The sequence below is a fragment of the Variovorax sp. RTB1 genome (assembly GCF_035018765.1).
Classification (GTDB): Bacteria; Pseudomonadota; Gammaproteobacteria; order Burkholderiales; family Burkholderiaceae_C; genus Variovorax.
Map to the genome: position 1 here is coordinate 149154 of NZ_JASJXG010000003.1, position 16840 is coordinate 165993.

15 protein-coding genes are annotated in these 16840 nt (G+C 64.2%); 3 read left to right on the plus strand and 12 right to left on the minus strand.

Annotated features, from left to right (window positions below; genetic code table 11):
- Positions 1–39: 39 nt before the first annotated feature.
- From QN397_RS03315 to QN397_RS03330, 4 genes are all read right to left on the minus strand, one after another.
- Positions 40–936: a transporter substrate-binding domain-containing protein gene (locus tag QN397_RS03315; protein WP_323494910.1), complete on the minus strand. Its 897-nt coding sequence runs from the start codon at positions 934–936 to the stop codon at positions 40–42.
- Between the two features lie 300 nt (positions 937–1236).
- On the minus strand, positions 1237–2214 hold the full coding sequence (locus QN397_RS03320) for a LysR substrate-binding domain-containing protein (protein WP_323494911.1): 978 nt from the start codon (positions 2212–2214) through the stop codon (positions 1237–1239).
- Between the two features lie 49 nt (positions 2215–2263).
- Positions 2264–3202 (minus strand): 2-hydroxyacid dehydrogenase, encoded by a 939-nt coding sequence (locus QN397_RS03325; protein WP_323494912.1) that lies wholly within the window; start codon positions 3200–3202, stop codon positions 2264–2266.
- A gap of 36 nt (positions 3203–3238) precedes the next feature.
- The gene (locus QN397_RS03330; RefSeq protein ID WP_323494913.1) at positions 3239–5095 is read right to left on the minus strand and encodes an ABC transporter ATP-binding protein/permease; all 1857 of its coding nucleotides are present in this window, start codon (positions 5093–5095) and stop codon (positions 3239–3241) included.
- Positions 5096–5138: 43 nt separating this feature from the next.
- On the opposite strand from QN397_RS03330, the gene QN397_RS03335 reads away from it, so the two are divergent.
- From QN397_RS03335 to QN397_RS03345, 3 genes are read left to right on the plus strand one after another with little or no spacing between them, the layout of a single operon-like run.
- Positions 5139–5567 carry an acyl-CoA thioesterase gene (locus QN397_RS03335; RefSeq protein WP_323494914.1) on the plus strand — a complete coding sequence of 143 codons (429 nt, stop codon included), beginning with the start codon at positions 5139–5141 and terminating at the stop codon, positions 5565–5567.
- Positions 5564–6628 (plus strand): NAD(P)-dependent oxidoreductase, encoded by a 1065-nt coding sequence (locus tag QN397_RS03340; RefSeq protein ID WP_323500079.1) that lies wholly within the window; start codon positions 5564–5566, stop codon positions 6626–6628. Before QN397_RS03335 ends, QN397_RS03340 begins: the two co-directional genes overlap by 4 nt.
- A gap of 24 nt (positions 6629–6652) precedes the next feature.
- Positions 6653–7720 (plus strand): dihydrodipicolinate synthase family protein, encoded by a 1068-nt coding sequence (locus QN397_RS03345; protein WP_323500080.1) that lies wholly within the window; start codon positions 6653–6655, stop codon positions 7718–7720.
- Positions 7721–7754: 34 nt separating this feature from the next.
- Here the strand turns inward: QN397_RS03345 and QN397_RS03350 are convergent, their stop codons facing one another.
- From QN397_RS03350 to QN397_RS03385, 8 genes are all read right to left on the minus strand, one after another.
- Positions 7755–8534, minus strand: coding sequence for an enoyl-CoA hydratase (locus QN397_RS03350; RefSeq protein ID WP_187054299.1), 780 nt, complete (start codon positions 8532–8534; stop codon positions 7755–7757).
- 30 nt (positions 8535–8564) lie between these two features.
- Positions 8565–9158, minus strand: a complete 594-nt coding sequence (locus QN397_RS03355) for a 2-hydroxychromene-2-carboxylate isomerase (RefSeq protein WP_323500081.1) — start codon at positions 9156–9158, stop codon at positions 8565–8567.
- Positions 9159–9209: 51 nt separating this feature from the next.
- On the minus strand, positions 9210–10043 hold the full coding sequence (locus QN397_RS03360; protein WP_323500082.1) for a thioesterase family protein: 834 nt from the start codon (positions 10041–10043) through the stop codon (positions 9210–9212).
- A gap of 73 nt (positions 10044–10116) precedes the next feature.
- Positions 10117–11313, minus strand: a complete 1197-nt coding sequence (locus tag QN397_RS03365; RefSeq protein WP_187054296.1) for an acetyl-CoA C-acyltransferase — start codon at positions 11311–11313, stop codon at positions 10117–10119.
- A 122-nt stretch (positions 11314–11435) separates the two neighbouring features.
- Positions 11436–13847, minus strand: coding sequence for a 3-hydroxyacyl-CoA dehydrogenase/enoyl-CoA hydratase family protein (locus QN397_RS03370; RefSeq protein WP_323500083.1), 2412 nt, complete (start codon positions 13845–13847; stop codon positions 11436–11438).
- Positions 13848–13864: 17 nt separating this feature from the next.
- A complete protein-coding gene (locus QN397_RS03375; RefSeq protein WP_323494922.1) occupies positions 13865–14299 on the minus strand; it encodes a DUF2147 domain-containing protein in 435 nt (144 codons plus the stop codon).
- Positions 14296–16092, minus strand: coding sequence for an acyl-CoA dehydrogenase C-terminal domain-containing protein (locus QN397_RS03380; protein WP_323500084.1), 1797 nt, complete (start codon positions 16090–16092; stop codon positions 14296–14298). The genes QN397_RS03375 and QN397_RS03380 overlap by 4 nt, the downstream gene beginning before the upstream one ends.
- Before the next feature lie 61 nt (positions 16093–16153).
- On the minus strand, positions 16154–16831 hold the full coding sequence (locus QN397_RS03385; protein WP_323494924.1) for a TetR/AcrR family transcriptional regulator: 678 nt from the start codon (positions 16829–16831) through the stop codon (positions 16154–16156).
- Between the last annotated feature and the right edge of the window lie 9 nt (positions 16832–16840).

The following is a 16840-nucleotide window of genomic DNA, read 5'->3' on the forward strand; positions in this document are numbered from 1 at the left end:
GAAAGGGTGGGCGTGGCGCGATGTTTCAGGGGAGGCGAATTACTTCTTCGCGTAGTCTTCCATTGGCTTGTCGTTCGGGTTGGCCCACGCTGCCTTGGTCGCGTCGGAAAGCGGCAGGCCGATCTTCACGTTGGCGGGCGGAATGGCCTGAATGAACCACTTGTCCCACAGCTTGGCGAGCTCGCCGCTCTTGATCTGCGCCTTGATGCTGTCGTCCACTGCCTTCTTGAACGCAGGGTCGTCCTTGCGGATCATGATCGCGATGGGTTCGACGCTCAGCACTTCGCCGACGATCTTGTAATCGGAAGGCGTCTTGGCCTTGGCGATGTTCGACGCCAGGATGGACCCGTCCATCACGAAAGCATCTGCGCGGCCCGATTCGAGCAGCAGGAAGCTGTCGGAATGGTCCTTGCCGTAGAGCTCCTTGAAGTCGATGCCGCCAGCGCGTTCGTTCTTGCGCAAGGTCTGAACCGAGGTCGTGCCCGTGGTCGTCGCGACGGTCTTGCCGTTCAGGTCCTTGATGGACGTGATGCCCGAATTTGCCTTGACCGCGATGCGCACTTCTTCGACGTACGTGGTGACGGCAAATGACACATCCTTGGCGCGCGTGGCGTTGTTGGTGGTCGAGCCGCACTCGATGTCGACGGTGCCGTTTTGCACCAGCGGCACACGGTTCTGCGAAGTGACCGGCTGGTACTTGGTTTCGAGCTTCTTGCCCATCGTCTTTTCGAGGTCTTTGATGATGTTGGCGCAGACGTCGTAATGGAAGCCCGTGTACTGCCCGTTGCCCAGCGTGTACGAGAGGCCCGACGATTCGCGAACACCTTCCGTGATGCTGCCTGCTGCCTTGATCTTGGCCAGCGTGTCGTTGGCCTGTGCAAATGCCCCACCTGCGAGCAGCATCGAGATTGCCGTCACCACTATTTGCTTTTTCATTTAATCCACTCCTGAAAGAAAACCGAAAGAAAACCAACTAAATTTTAGGCATTCACGTTTTCGGGAACACCCGGGCCAACCCGGTGCACAGTGCACCACCGCCAGCCTTGCCCATCGCCGTTCGCATCGCCTTGGTGCGGTCAGGCGGTACTCAGTTGATCACAAACAACTAAGCAGTCTTTGTGCCTGCACACACGCTGAAGGAAATTGGCACCACTGTAGGACGAGACGCAACCAGGGCCAATGCCATTTGCGGGCCTCGTTATGCGCATCCCTCATGATTTCTGCGCGCCCTGAACATCACGGCGCCGGCTGCCGCGACACCAGATACGCCCAGAGCGCGTCGGCCGCCGTCTTGGGTTGCACGCTCGCCTCGGCAGCGGCTTTGCCCCGGCCGGTCTTCGCCGCTGACGGTGCGGTCGGCGTTTCGCGGTAGGCCCGGATTTCCATCGTGACTTCGAGCGTGTCGATCTCGGGCGGCAAGGCGCTGACCAGCTTGCGCGCGCGCACTTCTTTTCTTACCGCGCTGTAAGGCAAGAAGGCGATGCCATGGCCTTCGAGCGCCATCGCCTTCAAACCTTCGGCCATGTCGGTTTCATACACACGGTCGAGATGGATCGGCGTCGCCGAACTCTTCAGCAACTGGTCGACCATGCTCCCCAGATAGGCCCCCGGCGCGTAACCCAGATACGGCAACGGCTGCCCAGGCCGGCCCGGCAGGCGCCAGCGCGGCGCGCCATCGGCGTCGGGCTTGACCCACGGCGCCATGACCTCTTCCCCCAGGCTCACCTGCTCATACCGATTGGCATCGAGTTGCAGCGGCAGCGACGGATGTTGATAGGCGATGAGCAAGTCGCAACTGCCTTCGACCAGCCGAAGCACCGCGTCATGCACGTTGAGCGCGATCAGCCGGCTCTTGAGCGGCCCGAACTCCGAGCGCAGGCTGGTCACCCAGGCCGGAAAAAAAGTGAACGCCAGCGTGTGCGGCACGGCGAATTCGATGACGTCGTGCGCCGCCGCCGAATGGCCGCGCAGCATGGCGCGGGTGCTCTGCAGGCCCTGCAGCATTTCGATGGCCTGGCCATACAAAGTCTGCCCCGCAGGTGTCAGCCGCGTGGGGTACGAGGTGCGGTCGACGAGATCGGTACCGGCCCATCCCTCCAGCGCCTGGATGCGGCGCGAAAACGCCGGTTGCGTCACGTGCCGCAGTTGGGCGGAGCGGCTGAAGCTGCGGGTTTCAGCCAAGCTGACGAAGTCTTCGAGCCACTTGGTTTCCATGGAAGCGGATTATGTTCTTTGGGCATGAGCGCCCAAAGCGGCGCGCCCCTCAAATGGGCGTGACCACGCCGCGCCCGGCGAAATGCCCTTCGACGTTTTCCAGGAAGCGCTTGAACGACGCCTCGGTGGCCTCCGGCGACCAGCCCGCCAGATGCGGTGTGAGGATCAGGTTATCGAGCCCGATCAATGCTTCAGGACGCTTCGGTTCGCTTTCGTACACATCGATGCCGGCGCCTCCGAGGCGGCCATCGCGCAGCGCCGTCGCCAGCGCCTCGGTGTCAACGATGCTGCCGCGGCCGATGTTGACCAGGAAGCCCTTCGGCCCCAGCGCGTCGAGCACTTCGGCATCGACGATGTGCTTCGTCGCCGCGCCGCCCGGTGCCGCGCAGACCAACATGTCGGACCATTCGGCCAGTGCTTTCAGGTTGTCGAAGTAGCGGTGCGGCGAGCCCTCTTTCGGCTTGCGGTTGTGATAGCCGATGGTCATGTCGAAGCCGGCGGCGCGTTTGGCAATCTTCTCGCCGATGGTGCCCATGCCGAGGATGCCGAGCCGCTTGCCCGACACGTTGGGCGGCTGCGGGATCGCCAGACGCCAGACGCCTTCGCGGCACAACCGGTCGAGCATGTGAAAGCCACGCACCGCGCCGATCAGGAGCCCGAAGGCGTGGTCGGCCACGCAATCGTCGTTGGTGCCCTGGCCGTTGGCCAGCGCGATGCCCCGCGCACGCGCCGCGTCGACGTCGACCAGCTCGTAGCCCGCGCCCATGCAGCACACCACTTCGAGCGCCGGCATCGCGTTCATCTCGGCGGCCGTCAGCCCGAGCACGCCGATGGTGAGCACGGCGCGAAACTTCGGCCCGTGTGCCGCGATGGCGGCTGCGCGCTCTTCGTTCGTCGGCGCGTAGGTCAAGTCGTAAAGCTCGGCGATGCGACCCTGATGCTCGCTCGACAGCGTGTTGAGCGACAACACGGAAATCTTCTCGGACATTGTTGATTCAGCTCCTGGAAGGATGGCGAAAAATATTCAAAGCACCACCGGTGCCGCTTCGATCTTTTGCAAGGTCCACATCTGGGCGTACTTGCCCTTGCGCTCCAGCAGATCGGCATGCGTGCCGCGTTCGACGATGACACCGCTTTCGAGCACGAGGATCTCGTGCGCATCGACCACCGTCGACAGTCTGTGCGCGATGACCAGCGTGGTCTTGTTCTGCGCAGCGCTTTTCAATTCGCTCTGGATGGCGCGCTCGTTGGCCGAATCGAGCGCCGAGGTGGCCTCGTCGAAGATCACGATCGGCGGGTTCTTGAGCAGCGTGCGCGCGATGGCCACGCGCTGCTTTTCACCGCCCGACAACTTGAGCCCGCGCTCGCCCACCGGCGTGTCGTAGCCCTTCGGCGTGGCGACGATGAAGTCGTGAATGCGTGCGGCCCTGGCTGCCGCCTCGACCTCTTCGCGCGTCGAGCCCGGTCGACCGTAGGCAATGTTGTATTCGACGCTGTCATTGAAGAGCACCGTGTCTTGCGGCACGATGCCGATCGCCTGCCGCACGCTCGATTGCGTGACCTCGCGAATGTCTTCGCCGCCGATGCTGATGCGCCCTTGCTGCACGTCATAGAAGCGATAGAGCAGCCGCGCCAAGGTCGACTTGCCCGAGCCCGAAGGGCCGACGACGGCGACCGTCTTGCCGGCAGGGATCTCGAAGGTGACGTGCTTCAAGATGGGCCGCTCCGGCTCGTAGGCAAAGCTGACGTCTTCGAAACGGACGGTCGCGTCGCGCCCTGCCAACGGGCGCGAACCCGGAGAATCCTGGATCTCGCGGTCTTTCTCCATCAGCACGAACATCTTGTCGAGGTCGGTCAGGCTCTGCTTGATCTCGCGGTAGATCACGCCCAGAAAGTTGAGCGGAATGTAGAGCTGGATCATGAAGGCGTTGACCATCACCAGGTCGCCCAGCGTCATGCGCCCTTCGACCACGCCCGACGTCGCGCGCCACAGCATCAGCACCAGGCTCACCGCGATCAGCAGTTGCTGGCCGGTGTTGAGCATCGACAGCGTGCGCTGGCTCTTGATCGCGGCCTTGCGGTAGCGGTCGAGACTGGCGTCGTAACGCCTGGCCTCGAACTCCTCGTTGTTGAAGTACTTGACCGTCTCGTAGTTGAGCAACGAATCGACCGCACGGCTTTGCGCGACCGAATCCAGCTCGTTCATCTGCTTGCGAAACTGCGTGCGCCACTCGGTCACCGTCACGGTGAAGCTGATGTAGATGACCAGCGCGACGCCGGTGATCCAGACGAAGAGCGAATCGAACTTGACGCCCAGGATGCTCAGCACCAGCACCAGCTCGATGATGGTCGGCACGATGCTGTAGAGCGACATCGAGATCAGCGAGTGCACGCCACGTGTGCCGCGCTCGATGTCGCGCGTCATGCCGCCGGTCTGGCGCTCGAGGTGAAAGCGCAGGCTCAGCGCATGCAGATGCCGAAAGACCTCCAGCGAGATGCGACGCGCTGCACCTTCCGTCGCCTTGGCGAACACCAGCTCGCGCAACTCACCGAACAGCGATGTCGAAAAGCGCAGCAGTCCGTACGCCAGCAAAAGGGAAATCGGCACGATCAGCAGCGCCTGCGCCATGTCGGGCTTCGGCGTCATGGTGTCGACCAAATTCTTCAGCAGCACCGGTACGCCGACGTTGGCGACCTTGGCGCCGATCATGAATGTCAGCGCGGCAATCACCCGCCATTTGTATTCCCAGAGGTACGGGAAGAGACGGCGCAGCGTGGCCCAGTCGGATCGGTCGCTGCGGGCGGGAGGGTGCCCGACCACGCCGGAGGCATCGGTAACCGGCATGGAAGGGGGGGGCATGGTTTCGCCGCTTCGACGCATGGGTAGACAATCGTGTTTGTAGTTATTGCCTCAGATTGTGCCCATGTCCGAATCTCCAAGTGCCAACGCGGTCGCCACCCTGAAGAGCCTGCCGCTCGACCAGGAACTGGTGCTCAAGGTCATCCCGATGCCAGCCGACGTCAACGCCAACGGCGACATCTTCGGCGGCTGGGTCATGGCCCAGTGCGACCTGGCCGGATCGGTGATTCCCGCGCGCTATTCCAAGGGGCGCATGGCTACCGTGGCGGTCAACGAATTCGTCTTCAAGCAGCCCGTGCGGCTCGGCGACATCCTGTCGTTCTATTCGAAGCTGGTGAAGATCGGCCGCACCTCGATCACGGTCACTGTCGAGGTGTTCGCCGAGCGGTTCACCGCGCAGGGCGACTATCTCAAGGTGACGCAGGCCACGTTCACTTATGTGGCGATCGACGACAACGGACGGCCCCGGGTGATCGAGCGGGACAACGCATGACCGCCACCACACCGCCCACCGCGTTGCTCCATGCGCGCGACTTCCCCACGCACTTCGAAACCGAACAGGCGCTCGAAGACTTCCTGGCCACACCATCGCGTGACCTGATCGACGACCTCGCCAAAGTCGACGGCGACCTGATCATCCTCGGCGTTGGCGGCAAGATGGGGCCGACGCTGGCACGGCTCGCGCGCAACGCGCTGCCACTTTCGCGCCGTGTGATCGCTGTCGCCCGCTTCAGCGAAACCGAGGTGCGCACGATGCTCGAAGCGCACGGTATCGAAACCATTGCCTGCGATCTGCTCGACGCCGTGGCCATCGCCGCGTTGCCCAAGTGCCCCAACGTGATCTTCATGGCCGGCCGCAAGTTCGGCGCCGACGCCAACAACCCGCTGACCTGGGCCATGAACACGCACGTTCCGGCCCTCGTCGCCGATGCCTTCAGGGCCTCGCGCATCGTGGCGTTCTCGACGGCCTGCGTGTACCCGTTCGTGCCGGTCATCGGGCAGGGCGCAGCGGAAGATCTGCCGCCGAATCCGCCCGGTGAATACGCCAACTCGTGCGTCGGGCGTGAGCGCATGTTCGAGTATTTTTCGCAAACGCATGGCACACCCGGCCGACTGCTCCGGCTCAGCTACGCCATCGACATGCGCTACGGCGTGCTGGCCGATGTGGCGCTCAAGGTGTGGCGCGGCGAGCCGGTGGACGTCACGATGGGCCACGTCAACGTGATCTGGCAGGGCGACGCTAACGCGCAGGCGTTGCGATGCCTCGCGGTCGCCACGGTGCCGACCTCGCCGATCAACGTGAGCGGGCCCGAGACGACTTCGATCCGCTGGCTTGCCGCCGAGTTCGGACGCCGCTTCGACAAGCCGGTGCAGATCAAGGGCGTGGAAGCGCCGACCGCCTGGCTCATGAACACCAGCGAAGCCGAGCGGCTCTTCGGCTACCCCAAGGTGCCGTTGTCGCAGCTCATCGGTTGGGTGGCCGACTGGATCGCACGCGAGCAACGCTTGTATGGCAAGCCGACCAAGTTCGAGGCGCGCGATGGCAAGTATTGAACGCCGATTCTTGGAGGTCGATCCATGCCGCTGAACCGATCCGATCTGCCCGCCGATGTACTCGCGCTTTTGGCGCAAGGCACGGTGATTCCCGCCCACCCGCTCGCGCTCGACGCGCAGCGCCAGTTCGACCGCCGTCGCCAGCGCGGACTCACGCGCTACTACGTCGATGCCGGTGCCGGTGGTCTTGCGGTAGGCGTGCACACCACGCAATTCAGCATTCGCGAGCGCGGCTTGTATGAACCCGTGTTGCGCGCGGCGATCGAAGACCAGCGCGCCTGGACCTCACGGCCGATGGCGATGGTGGCCGGCCTGTGCGGTGGCACGGCGCAGGCACGCGCCGAAGCGCAGACGGCCGTCGGTCTCGGCTACCACGCCGGCCTGCTGAGCCTGGCCGCACTGGCATCGTCGTCAGAAGACGAATTGATCGCGCATTGCGAGTCGGTGAGCCAGGAGATTCCGCTGGTCGGCTTCTATCTTCAGACTGCGGTCGGCGGGCCGATCTTGTCCAGCGACTTCTGGCGCCGCTTCGCTTCGATCCCCAATGTGCTGGCGATCAAGGTCGCGCCGTTCGATCGCTATCGCACGATCGACGTGGTGCGCGGCGTGGTCGATGCGCGGGCCGAAGACCGCGTGTTTCTCTACACCGGCAACGACGACCACATCGTGCTCGACCTGGCGTTGCCTTTCACGGCGATGCGCGACGGCGAGCCGGTGACGGTGCGGTTTCGCGGCGGGTTGCTCGGCCATTGGTCGGTGTGGACATCGAGTGCGGTCAAGCAGCTGGCGCGCATCAAGGCGGAGCTGGCTGCGAACGGCGGCATGCTCAGCCCCGAACTGCTGGCGCTCGACTCGCGTGTGACCGACAGCAACGCGGCGTTCTTCGACGTGCGCAACAACTTTGCGGGCTGCATTGCCGGCTGCCATGAAGTGCTGCGGCGTCAAGGCTTGCTTGAAGGCATCTGGTGCCTCAACTCCGCAGAAGGGCTCGGTGCGGGCCAGGCCGAAGAAATCGACCGGGTCTACCGCCTGCATGGTGATCTGGGGGACGATGCCTTCGTGCGTGCCAACCTCGCGCGCTGGCTGGACTGAACAGCGCAGCGCCACGCCACATGGCGCAGGCGCCTCAGACGTTCGAGAAGTCCGGCTTGCGCTTTTCCATGAAGGCGGTGAACGCTTCCTTTGCCGCCGGCGAACGCATGGCCGTCGCGAAGCTCTTGCCCTCGACACCGATGCGCTCCTGGACGGCAGCCTGCTGCGACAGCTTGAGCAGGCGCTTGGTCTCGACCAGCGCTGTCAGCGGTTTGGCCGCCAGCTTGCGTGCCTGCGACTGCGCGATGCCGTTGCATTCCATCGGCGGAACGACACGGTTGACCAGCCCGACTTCGAGCGCGGCCTCGGCCATGAAAGGCTCGCCCAGCAGCAGCGCTTCGGCCGCGCGGTGGTAGCCGAACATCTGCGGCACCAGCATGCTCGACGCTGCTTCCGGCACCAGGCCGAGGTTGACGAAGGGCAGTGAAAACGCCGCGTTGTCACCCGCGTAGACCAAGTCGCAATGGAACAGCAATGTGGTGCCGATGCCGACGGCGGGGCCGCAGACGCTGGCGACCAGCGGCTTGGGGAACGCCGCGATCACACGCAGGAAACGAATCGCAGGCGAGTCGGCTTCGGTCTGCTGCGCCGGTGCGGCGGCGGCCGCCATGAAGTCGGCGATGTCGTTGCCGGCGCTGAAGATGGTCGGGTCGCCCTGGATCAGCACGGTGCGCACGGCGTTGTCGTCCGCCGCTTTTTCGAGCGCGGTGGCGAGCGTGTCGTACATGGCCCCGGTGATGGAGTTCTTGCGCGCGACGCGGTTGAAGGTGAGCGTCAAGACGCCGGCTTCGGTGTGGCTGAGGATGTCGGTCATGTCAGTGTTTCGATGGGGAATTGATTAGGGTCAGGCCAGGGCTTCGCGCACGAAATCCAGGCGGTCCTGGCCCCAGAACATGTCGTCGCCGACGAACATCGTCGGGGCGCCGAACACGCCGCGCGTCACGGCTTCTTGCGTCGTGGCCTTGAGCTGGTCTTTGGTCGCTTGTGCGTTGGCCAGCGCGACCACTTCGGCCGCGTCGAAACCAGCGGCCTGCAACACGCCGCCTACCGTGGCGGGGTCGTTCATGTTCAGGCCGTCGACCCATATCGCCTGGAACACCGCGTCGGCATAGCTGGCGAAGCGTTCGGGATGCTGCATCTGCACGCCGGTCGCGCCGCGCATCAGCAGCAGCGTGTTGATGGGGAAGTGCGGGTTGTGCGCGAACGGCACGCCGTAGCGCTTGGCAAAGCGCTTCAGGTCGGCGTTCATGTACGGCCCTTTGGGCTTGATGTCGGCTGGCGAGTGATTGCCGGTGGCCTGGAACACGCCTCCCAACAGCATCGGCTTCCATACCAGCGTCGCGCCGGTGTCGGCCGCGAGATGTGGCAGCTGGGTTGCCGCGAGGTAAGCAGCCGGGCTGCCGAAGTCGAAGTAGAACTCGATGGTCTTGTCTGTCATGGTGTTTCCTCTTTTGCCGTTCGTTCCGACATTCTTGCCGTCATTCTTCGATCACTCTTTGTAGTAAACGAGCTGGTTTGAAGTCACCAGTAGCGCACCGGTTTCTTCGCTCCAGAGTTCGGCCGTCTGATCGAAAAAGCCGTTGCGAAACTGCTGTGCGCTCGCGCGGCCCAGCAGATAGCCGGAGCCGACCTCGGCCAGTTGCGCTGCGCTGGTGTGGAAGTAGGTCGTGATCGACACCGTGCCGGCCGGCACGACCTTGGCGCGACGCAGCCAGACGCGCGGATAGAACATGTCGCTCATGGCCGTGAGCGAGGCGAAATCGAGCGCGCGCGGTTGGGCGTCGCGCAGCCACAAAACAGTTTCGCTGTGCTCGCCGCTGCCGTCCCACATCGTCGGCACCGCACCGCTGACCGGACGCATGTCGTACAGCTGAATCCACGCGACGCCTGCCGGGCCGATGCTCATGCGCGACACCTTGTCGGGCGGCGGCACGTCGGGCATGGGCAAATCGTTCTGACTCCAGGTCTCGCGCCGCACGGCGGTGACGACCGTCGCGGTGGTGTTCACTTGCGGTGTACCGTCGGCGTCGGGCTGGCTGATTTGCACCGTCCAGTGCTGCGTCGACCGATTGGTGCGCACTGCGATGGCTTGCACTTCGAACGGCCCAGCCGAGATGGCCGCTGCGAAGTTGACCGTCAACGCGATCGGCGAGCCCAACAGGTCCGGATGCTGGAGCACGGACTGCAGCACGAGCGCCGCGGTCATGCCGCCGAACGGGCCGACCATGTTCCAGTAATCCGGGCTGGTGGCGCCAGCGAACTGGCCAACGCGCAGATCGCTGTGCTTCAGCGCCAATGCCTTGTCGAAGGAGTGCTCTGTCATCGGTGTCCGTCTCTTGGTTGTTTTCGTTGTTTGCAGCGCCGTCGTTTTCCGATGTGGCCGATGGCCTCGAGGCTCAGACTCTTTCGAAAATTCCCGCGGCGCCCTGCCCCATGCCCACGCACATCGTGACCATGCCGTATTTCAGATTCTTGCGCCGTAGCGCATGAACGACTGTCGCCGAACGGATAGCGCCCGTCGCGCCCAGCGGATGACCGAGCGCGATCGCGCCGCCCATCGGATTCACCTTGCTCGGGTCGAGTCCGAGCGTGTTGATGACCGCCAGCGATTGCGCCGCGAAAGCTTCGTTCAGCTCAAACCAGTCGATGTCTTCGTGCTTCAGTCCGGCATATCGCAATGCAGCTGGAATCGCCTCGATCGGTCCGATGCCCATGATGTGCGGTGGCACGCCCTTGCTGGCGAAGCTGACGAAGCGCGCGAGCGGCGTCAGGTCATATTGCTTGCAGGCTTTTTCGCTGGCGAGGATGAGCGCGCCGGCGCCGTCGGAGGTCTGTGAGCTGTTGCCGGCCGTGACCGTGCCGCGGGCGGCGAACACGGTGCGCAGCTTGGCCAGGCCTTCGATCGACGTGTCAGGGCGCGCGCCTTCGTCGAGGCTGACGATGCGGCTCTTCGCGATCGACTCGCCGGTTTCCAGATCGGGCGCACGATCGGTCACTTCGATCGGCGTGATCTCGTCGGCGAACTCCCCGGCCTTCTGCGCGGCCAGTGCCTTCTGGTGCGATGCGAGCGCGAACGCATCCTGCGCGTCGCGGCTCACCTTCCATTGCTGCGCGACCTTCTCTGCCGTCAGGCCCATGCCGTAGGCGATGCCGACGTCGCCCTCGCGTTCGAAGATCGATGGCGACAGCGACGGTGCGTTGCCCATCATCGGCACCATGCTCATGCTCTCGACGCCGGCCGCGATCATCACGTCGGCCTCGCCCACGCGAATGCGGTCGGCCGCCATCTGCACCGCAGAGAGGCCCGACGCGCAAAAACGATTCACCGTGATGCCGCCGATGCTGTTCGGCAACCCTGCCAATACCGCGCCGATGCGCGCGATGTTCAAGCCTTGCTGCGACTCCGGAATGGCACAACCGCAGATGATGTCTTCGATGGCCTTAGGGTCGAGCCGCGGCACCTGCGCGAGTGCGGCGCGCAAGGTGGTCGCGAGCAGGTCGTCGGGGCGGTAGTTGCGGAAGAAACCACGGTGCGATTTGCCGATGGGCGTGCGCGTGGCGGAGACGATGTAGGCGTCCTGGAGTTGTTTCATGGCGTTGATTCCTTTGTATGGGTCCCCTCTCCCGCAAGCGGGAGAGGCATCAGATTTGTCCCCTCTCCCGCTTGCGGGAGAGGGGATTCGACAAGGACGTGCGCGCGGTCATGCTCTCTTGCTCAGTTCCGCACCGGCTTCCCGGTGCTCAGCATCCCCATGATCCGTTCCTGCGTCTTCGGATGGACGATCAGCGAGCAGAAGGCCTTGCGTTCCAGCGTCATCAGATACGCCTCGGTCACCAATGAGCCGGCATCGATGTCGCCGCCCGTGACCACGCCGGCGATCAGGCTGGCGATATGGAAGTCGTGCGCGCTGATGAAGCCGCCGTCGCGCATGTTGACCAGCTGCCCCTTGATCGTCGCAGCGCCGCTTCGGCCGGCCACGCGGAATGTGCGGCGCAACGGCGCGCGGTAGCCGGCATCGGCCATCGCCTTCGTCTGCTGCAGCGCGACGTAGAGAAGCTCGTCCTTGTTCGGCACGATCACGTCGCTGTCGAGCAGGTAGCCGAGCTTCTTCGAATCGAGCGCGCCGGTGCCGACCTTGGCCATCGCGGCGGCCGTGAAGCCTTCGGTCAGGAACGGCAGCAGGTCGCTGCCAGTCGATGCTTCGGCGTTCTCGGCCGCACGGCGCGCGATGTACGTCAGGCCACCGGCGCCGGGGATGAGGCCTACGCCGACCTCGACCAGGCCGATGTAGCTTTCCATCGCGACGACACGCTTTGCCGAATACACCGCCAGCTCGCAACCGCCGCCCAGTGCCAGGCCGCGAACGGCCGAGACCACCGGCACGCTCGCATAGCGGATCTTCAGCATGACGTTTTGCAACTCGGCCTCTGCCCCTTCGACCGCGCCGATGCCGGCGACCACGAAGGCCGGCAGCATCGCCTGCAGATCGGCGCCGACCGAGAACATCTCGTCGGGCGACCAGATCACCAGGCCCTTGTATTCGGCTTCGGCCAGCTCGACCGCGGCGCCCAGCGCCTCCGCCACGTCGGGGCTGATGGCGTGCATCTTCGAGTGGATGCTCGCAATGAGCACGTCGCCATCGAGCGTCCACACGCGCACATCGCCTTCGTCGCTGATCGTGGTGCCGGCCTGGTTGGCGTCCAACGCGTTCGAACCCAGCACACTCTCGGGGAACAGCTGGCGCGCATGCACCGGCAGCTTGCGTTGCGGCACGAACTGACCTTGCGACGCGCTCCACGAACCTTCGGGTGTGTGCACGCCGCCGGCCTTGGCAACGGCACCTTCGAACACCCACTTCGGCAGCGCCACCGTGCTCAGCGCCTTGCCGGCATCGATGTCTTCCTGAATCCACTTGGCGACTTGCAGCCATCCCGCCTCTTGCCACAGCTCGAACGGACCCTGCTTCATGCCGAAGCCCCATCGCATCGCGAAGTCGACATCGCGCGCGCTCTCGGCGATGGTCGCCAGATGCACCGCGGCGTAGTGAAAGCTGTCGCGCAAGATCGCCCACAGGAACTGGCCTTGCGGGCCCTCGCTTTCGCGCAGCAGCTTCAGCCGCTCCGCCGGCGGGCGTTTCAACATGCGGCCGTAGACCTCGTCCGCCTTCTCGCCGGAAGGCACGTAACCACCCTGGCCTTCATTGGCCTTCAGGTCGAAGCGCAGGATGTCGCGACCGACTTTCTTGAAGAAACCCGCTTTGGTCTTTTGCCCCAGGTTGCCCAAATCCAGCAACTTGGCGAGCACCGGCGGCGTCGTGAAGTTGGCATAGAACGGATCGCTCTCGGCGTTCAGGTTGTCCTGCAAGGTCTTGACCACGTGCGCCAACGTGTCGAGGCCCACCACGTCGGCCGTGCGGAAGGTACCGGAACTCGCGCGGCCCAACTTCTTGCCCGTCAGGTCGTCGACGATGTCCGGCGTGAGGCCGAACTTCTCGACCTCCTTCAGCGTCGCCAGCATCCCGGCGATGCCCACGCGATTCGCGATGAAGTTGGGCGTGTCGTGTGCGCGCACCACGCCCTTGCCGAGCGTACTGGTGACGAAAGTTTCAAGCTGATCGAGCACCACGGGCTGCGTGGTCGGCGTGTTGATCAGCTCGACCAGGAACATGTAGCGCGGCGGGTTGAAGAAGTGAATCCCGCAGAAGCGTGGCTTCAATTGTTCGGGCAACGCCTCGCTCAACTTGGTGATCGAGAGGCCCGAGGTGTTCGACGCCAGGATCGCGTGCTTGGCGACGTGCGGCGCGATCTTCTTGTACAGGTCGAGCTTCCAGTCCATGCGCTCGGCGATCGCTTCGATCACCAGGTCGCAATCGCCAAGCTTGGCCAGGTCGTCTTCGTAGTTGGCGATTTCAATCAACGCCGCATCGGCCACGTCGCCGAGCGGGGCCGGCTTGAGCTTCTTCAGGTTGTCGATGGCGCGCGTGACGATGCCGTTCTTAGACCCTTCTTTCGCGGCGAGGTCGAACAGCACGACCGGCACGCGCACGTTGACGAGGTGCGCCGCGATCTGCGCGCCCATGACGCCGGCACCGAGCACCGCGACTTTTTTTACATTGAATGTGGACATGATTTGTTCGGCGTGGGTCACTGGGCTCTCACCCATGTTTGCGTGCGCCAGAAGGGGCCGAGGTAGCCGCGCACTTCCAGCTTCCTGCCGCCGTCGATCGGCGTGAAGGCAGCGCGGTATTCCTTGCCGTTTTCAGGGTCGAGGATCTTGCCGCCTTCCCAGACGTCCTTGCCTTCGACCTTCTTGCCGCCGCGGATGATGTCGAGCCCGACGATGGGCTTGCCCTTGCGCTCATCGGTGCATTCGTCGCACACCGAATCGGCGGCCGCGTCCTTCTTGAGCGTCTTCTCGATGCGGCCGTCGAGTGCGCCTCGCGTCTCGACGATGCGGATCTCGGCGTGGACTTCGCCGGTCTTGTCGTCGACGTTGCGCCAGAGGCCGACAGGTGAGCTTTGTGCCAGCGCGGCGCTGGCGCCAGCGAGCAGCGCGAGGGTGACGAGCGCGGTCTTCATGCCAGCGCCGCGTCGGTGTCCATCAGCACCTTGCTGCCGGCCCGCGCGGTGCGCATCAGCGTCGCGGTCTCGGGGAACAGCTTGGCGAAGTAGAAGCGCGCCGTCTGCAGCTTGGCGACATAGAACGGGTCGGTGTTGCCAGCGGCGATCTCGCGCAACGCGACCTGCGCCATGCGCGCGAACAGATAGCCAAACACGAAGTGGCCGGCCACGCGCAAGTAGTCGACCGCAGCCGCACCCACTTCGTCGGGGTTCTGGAATCCCTTGAAGCCGATCTCCGTGGTGAACTTGGTGAGTTGCTCGCCCAGCATCGCAACCGGGGTGATGAACTCGCTCATCTTTTCGTTCACGCCTTCTTCGGCTACCAGCGCACCGACCAGCTTGCCGAACTTCTTGAGCGAAGCGCCATTGTTGCCAAGAATCTTGCGGCCCAGCAGATCCAGCGACTGGATCGTGTTGGTGCCTTCGTAGATCATGTTGATACGGTTGTCGCGCGTGAACTGCTCCATGCCCCACTCCGTGATGAAGCCATGGCCACCGAACACCTGCATGCACGCGTGGGTCGCGATGTGGCCGTTGTCGGTGATGAAGGCCTTGACGATGGGCGTGAGCAACGCGACCAGTTCGCCCGAGTCCTTGCGCACCTTCTCATCCGGATGGTCGTGTTCCTTGTCGAGCAGCAGGGTGCAGAAGATCTGCAGCGCGCGACCGCCTTCTGCGTAGGCCTTGGCGGTGAGCAGCATCTTGCGCACGTCGGGGTGCACGATGATCGGATCGGCTTCCTTGTCCTTTGCCTTCGGGCCGGTCAGCGAGCGCATCTGGACGCGGTCCTTGGCGTAAGCCAATGCATTTTGGTACGCCACTTCGGTCAGTCCGAGCGACTGATTGCCGACGCCGAGCCGCGCCGCGTTCATCATCACGAACATGGCAGCGAGCCCCTTGTGCGGCTGCCCCACCAGCGAGCCGATGGCGCCGTCGATCACGATCTGCGCGGTCGCGTTGCCATGAATTCCCATCTTGTGTTCGAGCCCGCCGCAATAGATCGGGTTGCGCTCGCCGAGAGAACCGTCGGCGTTGACGTGGTACTTGGGCACCGCGAACAGGCTGATGCCCTTGCTGCCCTTCGGCGCATCCGGCAGTCGCGCGAGCACCAGGTGAATGATGTTGGGCGCCATGTCGTGCTCGCCGGCGGAGATGAAGATCTTGTTGCCGGTGAGCTTGTAGGTGCCATCCACCTGCGGCTCGGCCCTGGTGCGCAGCATGCCGAGGTCGGTGCCGCACTGCGGTTCGGTCAGGCACATGGTGCCGGTCCACTCGCCGCTGGTGAGCTTGGGCAGGTAGGTCTTCTTTTGCTCTTCGGTGCCGTGCGCGACCAATGCTTCGTACGCGCCGTGCGAGAGGCCCGGGTACATCGTCCACGCCTGGTTGGCGCTGTTCATCATTTCGAAAGTGCACTGGCTCACCACGAAAGGCAGACCCTGACCGCCGAATGCCGGGTCGCACGACAGCGCCGGCCAGCCGCCTTCGACGTACTTGGCGTACGCCTCCTTGAAGCCCTTGGGCGTGGTCACTTCATGCGTCGTCCGGTCGAGCATGCAACCCTCCTGGTCGCCGGTGATATTGAGCGGGAAGATGACTTCGGACGCGAACTTGCCGGCCTCTTCGATCACGGCGTTGATGGTGTCAGCGTCGGTGTCGGCATGGGCCGGCAAGGCCTTGAGCTCGTCGGCAACGTGAAAGACTTCATGCAGCACGAATTGCATGTCACGCAGCGGCGGGTTGTAGATCGGCATGGGGAAAATGCTCCTGGGCAGTTCGAAGAGAAGAAAAAAGAAAGCGAAAAGACGGGGCGACTCAGCGCACGCGCTTGAGCGGCGGTTTGGCGGCAGCCGGGCGCGGTGCTGCCGGCGTCGCACAGCGCTCGAGCAGGTTGTCGAAGCCGCGACGGGCCCGCTCGATCGAGCCGGGCACGCGCAGAAAGCGCGCTTCGTAGTGGAGGGCGAGGATCAGGCCGTGGATTTCGAAAGCGATCTGCCGCGCGTCGGCGTCGGCCGCCAGGTGCGCTTCGTCCTGTGACTGCACGATGGCGCGCAGCACCGCGGCCTGCCAGATGCTGACCGACTCGACCAGCGCATCGCGCACGGGGCCGGGGCGGTCGTCGAACTCGGTCGCGCCGCTGATGTAGATGCAGCCGGAGTCGATTTCTTCCGACGTGCGCTTCATCCAGTTGTCGAACATGGCACGCAGCCGCGGTAGCCCGCGGGCAACGGAAAGCGCGGCGTAGAACACTTCCTGCTCGAAACGCGCGTGGTACTCGCGCACCACCGAAATCTGCAGTTCCTCACGCGAGCCGAAATGGGCGAACACGCCCGACTTGCTCATCTTCGTGATCTCGGCCACGGCGCCGATCGACAGGCCTTCCAGGCCAATCTGCTGCGCCAGGTTGAGCGCGGCGTCGACGATCACGGCCTTGGTCTGCTGCCCCTTCTGGGCCGCGCGGGCGTTTTTGGCGGGAACGGCATCGAGGGACATGGGTGGTAC